The following is an 8,218-nucleotide window of genomic DNA, read 5'->3' on the forward strand; positions in this document are numbered from 1 at the left end:
CGGTGGTCGAACGTCGACCGCGTCGTGGCCAGCGACCAGGCCACCGTCGCCGGATCCAGCCCCTCGTGCTCGCGGACGTGCCGCGCCAGCCGCGCCGCCTGACCGGGCAGGGCCGCCTTCGACCGCGCCGACACCGGCCACACCATCACGTCCGACTCCACCAGCGCAGGGGCGGCGGACACCGGCGCCGTCGGGCCGTCCCCGTCGGCCTGCTCGATGACGAGGTGGGCGTTGGTGCCGGAGATGCCGAAGGAGGAGACGCCGGCCCGCCGGGCCCGTCCCGTCTCCGGCCAGGGCCGGGCCTCCGTCACCAGCTCCACGGCGCCCGCCGACCAGTCGACATGCGGGGACGGCTCGTCGATGTGCAGCGTCGCCGGCACCGTCCCGTGCCGCATGGCCTGCACCATCTTGATGATCCCGGCGACGCCGGCGGCGGCCTGGGTGTGCGCGATGTTCGACTTGATCGAGCCCAGCAGCAGCGGTTCGGTTCGGTCCTGCCCGTACGTGGCCAGCAGCGCCTGCGCCTCGATCGGGTCACCGAGCGTCGTGCCGGTGCCGTGCGCCTCCACCACGTCCACGTCCGACGTGGACAGGCCCCCGTCGGCGAGGGCCTGCCGGATCACCCGCTGCTGCGACGGACCGTTCGGCGCGGTCAGCCCGTTGGACGCGCCGTCCTGGTTGACCGCGGACCCGCGGATCACGGCGAGGATCGGGTGGCCGTTGCGGCGCGCGTCGGACAGCCGCTCCACCAGCAGCACCCCGACGCCCTCGCCCCAGCCGGTGCCGTCGGCCGCCGCCGCGAACGCCTTGCACCGCCCGTCGGCCGCCAGCCCGCCCTGCCGGGAGAACTCCACGAACAGGCCCGGCGTCGCCATCACCGTCACCCCGCCGGCCAGGGCGAGATCACACTCGCCCCGCCGCAGCGCCTGCACGGCCAGGTGCACCGCGACGAGGGACGAGGAGCACCCCGTGTCCACCGACACCGCCGGCCCCTCCAGCCCCAACGCGTACGACACCCGACCCGAGACCACGCTCGCCGCGTTGCCGGTGCCCCCGAACCCGTCCGCCTCGTCGGGCGCGACCAGCAACAGGGCCCTATAGTCCTGGCCGTTCGTGCCCGCGAACACCCCTGTTCGCGAACCCCGCAACGCCTCCGGGACAACCCCTGCCCGTTCGATCGCCTCCCACGACGCCTCCAGCAGCAGCCGCTGCTGCGGGTCCATGGCGGCCGCCTCCCGGGGCGAGATGCCGAAGAAGCCCGCGTCGAAGTCGGCGGCGTCGTGCACGAAGGCGCCCCGGTCCGCGTACGTGGTGCCGGGCGTCTCCCGGTCGGGGTCGATGAGGCGGTCGAGGTCCCAGCCGCGGTCGGTGGGGAAGTCGCCGAGGGCGTCCACACCGTCGGCGACGAGCCGCCACAGCTCCTCCGGGTCGGTGACGCCGCCCGGGAAACGGCAGGCCATCGCCACGATGGCCACCGGTTCGTCGCGCGGGGCGGGCGGGACGGCGGCCTCGGCGGGCGCTCCGGTGGCGCCGAGGAGTCCGGCGAGCAGGAAGCGGGCCAGCACCACCGGGGTGGGGTGGTCGAAGACCAGGGTGGTGGGCAGTGGCTGCCCGGTCTCGGCGACCAGCCGGTTGCGCAGCTCGACGGCGGTCAGCGAGTCGAAGCCGAGGTCCCGGAACGCGGTGGTGGCCGGGATCGCAGTGGCGTCGTCGTGGCCGAGCACGTCGGCGGCGAGTTCCCGGACCAGGTCGGCGAGGGTCTCCTCCCGCCGCGCCGGGGTCAGCCCGGCGAGCCGGGCGCGCAGCGTCGCCGCCGGGCCGTCGTCGCCGTCGCCGGGCGGCGTCCCGCCGTCGAGGGCGGCCTTCGCCTCCGGTACGCCCTCCAGCAGCGGGCGGCGGCGGGCGGAGGCGTACGCGGGGGCGAACCGGGACCAGTCGACGTCGGCGACGGTGAGGGTGACGTTGTCGTGGTCGAGGGCCTGCTGGAGGGCGGTCATCGCGATGGCCGGGTCCATCGGGGGCACGCCCCGGTTGCGCAGCTGCCGGTCGGCGTCGGCCGTGTGCATGCCGCCCTCGCCCCACGAGCCCCAGGCGATGGCGGTGCCGGCCCGCCCGTCGGCGCGCCGCTGCTGCACGAGCGCGTCGAGGTACGCGTTGCCGGCGGCGTACCCGGCCTGGCCCGCGCTGCCCCAGGTGGCGGCGATGGACGAGTAGACGACGAACGCGTCGAGCTCCTGGCCGGCGAGGAGGTCGTGCAGGTGCGCGGCGCCGGCGGTCTTGCCGGCCGTCACCTCGGTCAGCTCGGCGGGGGTGATCGCCATGAGCGGGGTGGTCTGGGCGACGCCGGCGGTGTGCACGACGGTGCGTACCGGTGGGCCGTCGGCCTGGACCCGGTGGAGCAGGGCGGCGACGGCGGCCCGGTCGGCGATGTCGCAGGCGGCGACGGTGACCCGGGCGCCGAGGTCGCGCAGCTCGGCCGCCAGCTCGGCGGCGCCGGGGGCGTCGGGGCCGCGCCGGCTGACCAGGACGAGGTGCTCGGCGCCGGCCGTGGCGAGCCAGCGGGCGGCGCGGGCGCCGAGGCCGCCGGTGCCGCCGGTGACGAGCGCGGTTCCGGCGGGCGTGAAGCGCCGCACCGGGGGGCGGTCGCCGAGGCCGGCGCGGACCAGGCGGCGGGCGAAGACACCGGGGGCGCGGATCGCGAGCTGGTCCTCTCCGGTGGATCCGGCGAGGATCGCGGCGAGCCGGCCGGCGGTGCGGCCGTCGAGGTCGGCCGGCAGGTCGACCAGGCCGCCCCAGCGCTGGGGGGCCTCCACGCTGACCACCCGGCCGAGGCCCCAGAGGGCGCCCTGCCCGGGGTCGGTGAGCCGGTCGTACGCGGCGGCGCTGACCGCCCCCTGGGTGACCAGCCACAGCGGCGCGTCGAGTTCGGCGTCGCCGAGCGCCTGCACCAGGGCGAGGGTGGTGGCCAGGCCGGGCAGGACGGCACCCGGGCCGGTCGCCGGTTCCCGGGCGAGCAGGGAGACCACCCCGGCGACCTCGGTGCCGGCCAGGGCGGTGGCGAGCCCGGCCCGGTCGGCGTCGGGTTCGACGGCCAGCGGCAGCAGGTCGGCGCCCGCGTCGGTCAGCGCGGTACGGACGGCGCGCACCACCGGGTCGTCGTCGAGGCCGGCGGGCAGCGCCAGCAGCCAGGTGCCGTCGAGGCGGGCGGCGGGTGGTTCGGGCGCCACCTGCCAGTCGGCCCGGTACCGCCAGCCGTCGAGGAGGGAGTGTTCCTGCTGCTGGCGGCGCCAGCCGGCGAGGACGGGCAGCAGGGTGCGCAGCGACTCGGTGGCCTCGGCGTCGTCGACGGCGAGGGTGGCGCGCAGGGCGTCCAGGTCGGCGCGGTCGACGGCGTCCCAGAACCGGTGGTCGAGCAGGCCGGCGCCGGTGGGCGGGGCGTCCGGCGCCTCGGCCGGCACCCAGTAGTGCTGCCGCTGGAACGGGTAGGTGGGCAGGCCGACGAGGCGGCCGGCGCGGCCGGCGAAGGCTTGTCGCCAGTCGACCGGCGTGCCGCCGGCCCAGATCTCGGCGAGCGACCGGTGGAACCGGTCGAGGCCGCCCTCGTCGCGGCGCAGGGTGCCCGTGACGGTGACCGCGGTCGGGTCGGCGGCGGCCACCTCCACGCTCTCCTGCACCGCCATGGTGAGCACCGGGTGGGCGCTGACCTCCACGAACGTGTGATAGCCGGCAGCCACCAGATCACGCACGGCCTCGTCGAAGCCGACGGTCTGCCGCAGGTTCCGGTACCAGTAGTCGGCGTCGAGGGAAGCGGTGTCGATCCAGTCGCCCTCCACCGTGGACCGGAACCGGATCTCCCCGGCGCGGGGCCGCAGCCCGCCGAGCAGATCGAGGAGCTGCTCGCGCAACGGCTCGACGTGCGCCGAGTGCGACGCGTAGTCCACCGGGACACGACGGACGCGGATGTCGCGGCCCTCGTAGTGGGCAACCAGCTCGTCGAGGGCGGCGCTGTCACCGGACACGACGACGGAGGTGGGGCCGTTGACGGCCGCGAGGGCGACCCGCCCGCGCCACTGCTCGATGGTGGCGGCGGCCTCCTCGGCCGTCGTGGCGACCGACACCATCCCACCGTCGCCGGCGATACCGGCGATGACCCGGCTGCGCAACGCCACCACGGCCGCCGCGTCGTCCAACGTCAACGCCCCCGCCACATACGCGGCGGCGATCTCGCCCTGCGAATGGCCGATCACGGCCGACGGGTGGACGCCGTAGGAGCGCCACAACGCGGCCAGGGAGACGCCCACCGCGAACAGGGCCGGCTGCACCACGTCGACCCGCTCCAACGACGGCGCGCCCGGCGCGCCCCGCACCACATCCAGCAGAGACCAGTCCACATACGGACGCAGCGCCTCCGCACAGGCGGCAAAGGTCTCCGCGAACACCGGGGCCGTGTCGAGCAGGCCGGCCGCCATGCCCGCCCACTGCGAACCCTGGCCGGGAAAGACGAAGACCACCTCGCCCGGCGTGCCGGCGGTGTGCGTGACAACCTGCGGCGCGGGCCGGCCGTCGGCGAGCGCGTCGAGCGCGGCGGACAGCTCGTCCCGGTCGGCGGCGAACACCACGGCCCGGTGTTCCAGCGGCGACCGGGAGACCGCCGAGGTCCAGGCGACGTCGGCCGGGCTCAGGTCGGCGTCGTCCGCGACGCGGCGGGACCAGCGCTCGGCCTGCTGGCGCAGCGCGGTGTGGGTACGCCCGGTGAGCAGGACCGGCGCGGGCACGGGCAGCTCCGCCGGCTCGGGCCGGGCGGGCGCCTCCTCGGGCTGTTCGAGGACGAGGTGGGTGTTGGTGCCGCTCATCCCGAACGACGAGACGGCGGCCCGGCGGGGCCGGTCCACGGCCGGCCACGGGGTCGGTTCGGTGACCAGGGTGACCGCGCCGGCGGTCCAGTCGACGTGCGGGGTGGGCCGGTCGACGTGCAGGGTGGCGGGGACGACTCCGTGCCGCATGGCCAGGACCATCTTGATGATCCCGGCGATGCCGGCGGCGGCCTGGGTGTGGCCGATGTTCGACTTGATCGACCCGAGCAGCAGCGGGGCGGCGTCGCCCCGGTCCTGCCCGTACGTGGCCAGCAGGGCCTGCGCCTCGATCGGGTCACCGAGGGTGGTGCCGGTGCCGTGCGCCTCGACGACGTCGACCAGGTCCGGGGTGAGTTTCGCGCCGGCCAGGGCCTGCCGGATGACCCGCTGCTGGGAGGGCCCGTTGGGGGCGGTGAGGCCGTTGCTCGCGCCGTCCTGGTTCACCGCGGAACTGCGGATGATCCCGAGCACCGGATGACCGTTGCGGCGGGCGTCGGAGAGCCGTTCCAGCAGCAGCACCCCGACGCCCTCGGACCAGCCGGTGCCGTCTGCGGCGGCCGCGAACGACTTGCACCGCCCGTCGGTGGCCAGGCCGCGCTGCCGGGAGAACTCGACGAACGGGCCGGGGGTGGCCATCACGGTGGCCCCGCCGGCCAGCGCCAGGCCGCACTCGCGTTCGCGCAGCGCCTGGCAGGCGAGGTGCACGGCGACGGAGGACGACGAGCAGGCGGTGTCCACGGTGACCGTGGGCCCCTCCAGCCCGAACGTGTACGCGAGCCGGCCGGAGACCACGCTGGCGGCGGTGCCGGTGAGGACGTAGCCCTCCACGCCGGGAGCGCGGTGCAGCACGGCGGCGTAGTCCTGGCCGGAGGTGCCCATGAAGACGCCGGTACGGCTGCCGCGCAACGACAGCGGGGCGAGGCCGGCCCGCTCGAACAGCTCCCAGGTGACCTCCAGCAGCAGCCGCTGCTGCGGGTCCATGGCGACCGCCTCGCGCGGCGAGATGCCGAACAGCGCGGCGTCGAAGTGCCCGGCGTCGGGCAGGAAGCCACCGGAGGCCGTGTACGAGGTGCCGGGGTTGTCCGGGTCGGGGTGCTGCAGCCGGTCGAGGTCCCAGCCGCGGTCGGCCGGGAAGTCGCCGATCGCGTCCCCGCCTGCCGAGACGAACCGCCACAGCTCCTCGGGCGAGTTGATGCCGCCGGGGTAGCGGCAGCTCATCGCCACGATGGCCACCGGCTCGGACTCCTCGGCGGTGACCTCGCGCAGCCGCTGGCGGGTCTGCTGCAGTTCGGCGATGACCCGCGTCAGGTATTCCCGGAGCCGCTCCTCGTCCCCCATGGTTGGTCTCGCTCCCTCGTTCCCGACTGGTTCGTTCGCCATGGTTGATGCCGCTCCCTCGTTCTCCACCGGTACCCGACGCGCGGCTCAGGAGAGCCCGAGGTCCCTGTCCACAAGATCGAAAAGCTCCTGGTTGCTGGCCAGCTGCAACCGGTCGGTCACGTCGGCGACCTCGGCGGACCGCTCCTCGGCGCCGAGGCGTTCCAGCAGCCGGTGCAGCCGCAGCGTGATCCGCACCCGGCCGATGTCGTCCCGCTCGCGCAGGGCGAGAGCGTCCTCCAGCCGGTCCAGCTCCTCGACGGTCGGCAGCGCCGCCACCGACGCCTCGTCGACGAGCTGGGCGCGGAGGTGCTCGGCGAGGGCCTGCGGGGTCGGGTAGTCGAACACCACCGAGCTGGCCGGGTCGAGGCCGGTCAGCCGGGCCAGCCGACCCCGCAGTTCCACCGCGGTCAGCGAGTCGAAGCCGAGGTCCCGGAACGGCCGGTCGGCCTCCAGGGCGTACGGACCGTCGTGGCCGATCACCTCGGCGGCGGCGGTGCGGATGAGCTCGACCAGCAGCCGGTTCTGCTCGGCGGCGGTGAGGTCGGCCAGCCGCTTGCGCAGCCCGGCGAGGACCTCCGCGCCGCCCTCGTCGGCCGGGTCCGGCCCGCTGGGCAGCGCCGTCACCTCGGGGAGGTCGCTGATCAGCGGCCGGGGCCGGGCGGCCGCGAAGACGGGTGCGAAGCGCGCCCAGTCGACGTCGGCGACGGTGAGCACCGCGCCGTCGCCCTCGATCGCGGCGCGCAACGCGGCCATCGCCGGTTCCCGGTCGAGCAGCGTGACCCCACGCCGGCTCATCGCCACCGCGTGCTCGTCGCTGACCATGCCGCCGCCGGCCCACGGTCCCCAGTTGACCGACACCACCCGGGCCCGCCCGGCCGGCCGGGACTGCGCCCAGGCGTCGAGGAAGGCGTTGCCCGCCGCGTACGCGCCGTGGTCGCCGACCCCCCACGCCGCGGCGATGGAGGAGAAGTAGACCACCAGCTCCAGGTCGTCCGGGTCGAGCAGCTCGTCGAGGTGCCGGGCCCCGGCCGTCTTGCCGGAGACCACCTCGGCGAGTTCGTCGGCGGTGACCACGGCGACCGGGTTGAGGCGGCCGACACCGGCGGCGTGCACCACGGCCCGCACCGTCTCGCCGTCGCGGCGCAGCCCGTCGACCAGGGCCGCGACGGCGTCGCGGTCGGCCAGGTCGCAGGCGAGCACGTGGGCCTGCGCGCCGAGGTCGGCCAGCTCGGCCACCGTGTCGGCGACACCGGGGGCGTCCGGTCCGCGCCGGCTGACCAGGATCAGCCGCCGGGTGCCGTGCCGGGCGAGCCAGGTGGCGGCGTACCGGCCGATGGCGCCGGTGCCGCCGGTGATGAGCACGGTGCCGGGCGGCTGCCAGGCCGGGGTGTCCGGCAGCTCGGCGCGGGCCGCGCGGGCTAGCCGCCGCAGGTGCGTGCCCTGGGGGCGCACCGCGAGCTGGTCCTCGCCGTCGGTGTTGGTGAGCGCCCGCAGCAGGTGTTCCCCGGCCGCCGGGTCGAGTTCGGCCGGCAGGTCGAGCAGGCCGCCGATGTGCGCGGGATGTTCCAGGGCGGCGACCAGGCCGAGCCCCCAGGTGGTCGCCTGGGCCGGATGCGCGAGCGGGTCGCCCGGGCCGGTGCTGACCGCCTGCCGGGTGAGCAGCCACAGTGGCCCGGCCGGCGCGGCGTCGGTGACGGCCTGGACGAGGGTGAGGTTGCCGGTGAGCCCGGCCGGCACGTTCGGGTGGTCGGGATGGGGGCGCTCGTCCAGGGCGAGCAGCGAGACGACCCGGGTGGACCCGCCGGCCGGCAGCCGCTCGGCCAGGTCGGTGCGGCTGGCGGTCGCCGGGTCGACGACCAGCGTGTGCACGCTGCCGCCGGCCCCGTCGATCAGCGCGGCGATCCGGTCCGCCGGCTCCGCCGCGGCGCCGGCGGGCACGACCAGCAGCCAGTCCCCGGCGGCGGCGCCGGCGGTGAGCTGCCGCC

At 76.2% G+C, this 8,218-nt stretch carries 2 protein-coding genes; both read right to left on the minus strand.

The genetic code is table 11. From position 1 onward, the window contains the following. The coding region (locus B0E53_RS30230) for a type I polyketide synthase (RefSeq protein ID WP_146167817.1) at nt 1-6,191 on the minus strand (6,191 nt) is incomplete at its 3' end. Between the two features lie 87 nt (nt 6,192-6,278). Continuing rightward, nucleotides 6,279-8,218: beta-ketoacyl reductase (locus B0E53_RS30235; RefSeq protein ID WP_146167818.1), on the minus strand; the 1,940-nt coding region annotated here is incomplete at its 5' end.

Source organism: Micromonospora sp. MH33, from assembly GCF_003013775.1.
Lineage (GTDB): Bacteria > Actinomycetota > Actinomycetes > Mycobacteriales > Micromonosporaceae > Micromonospora > Micromonospora fulviviridis.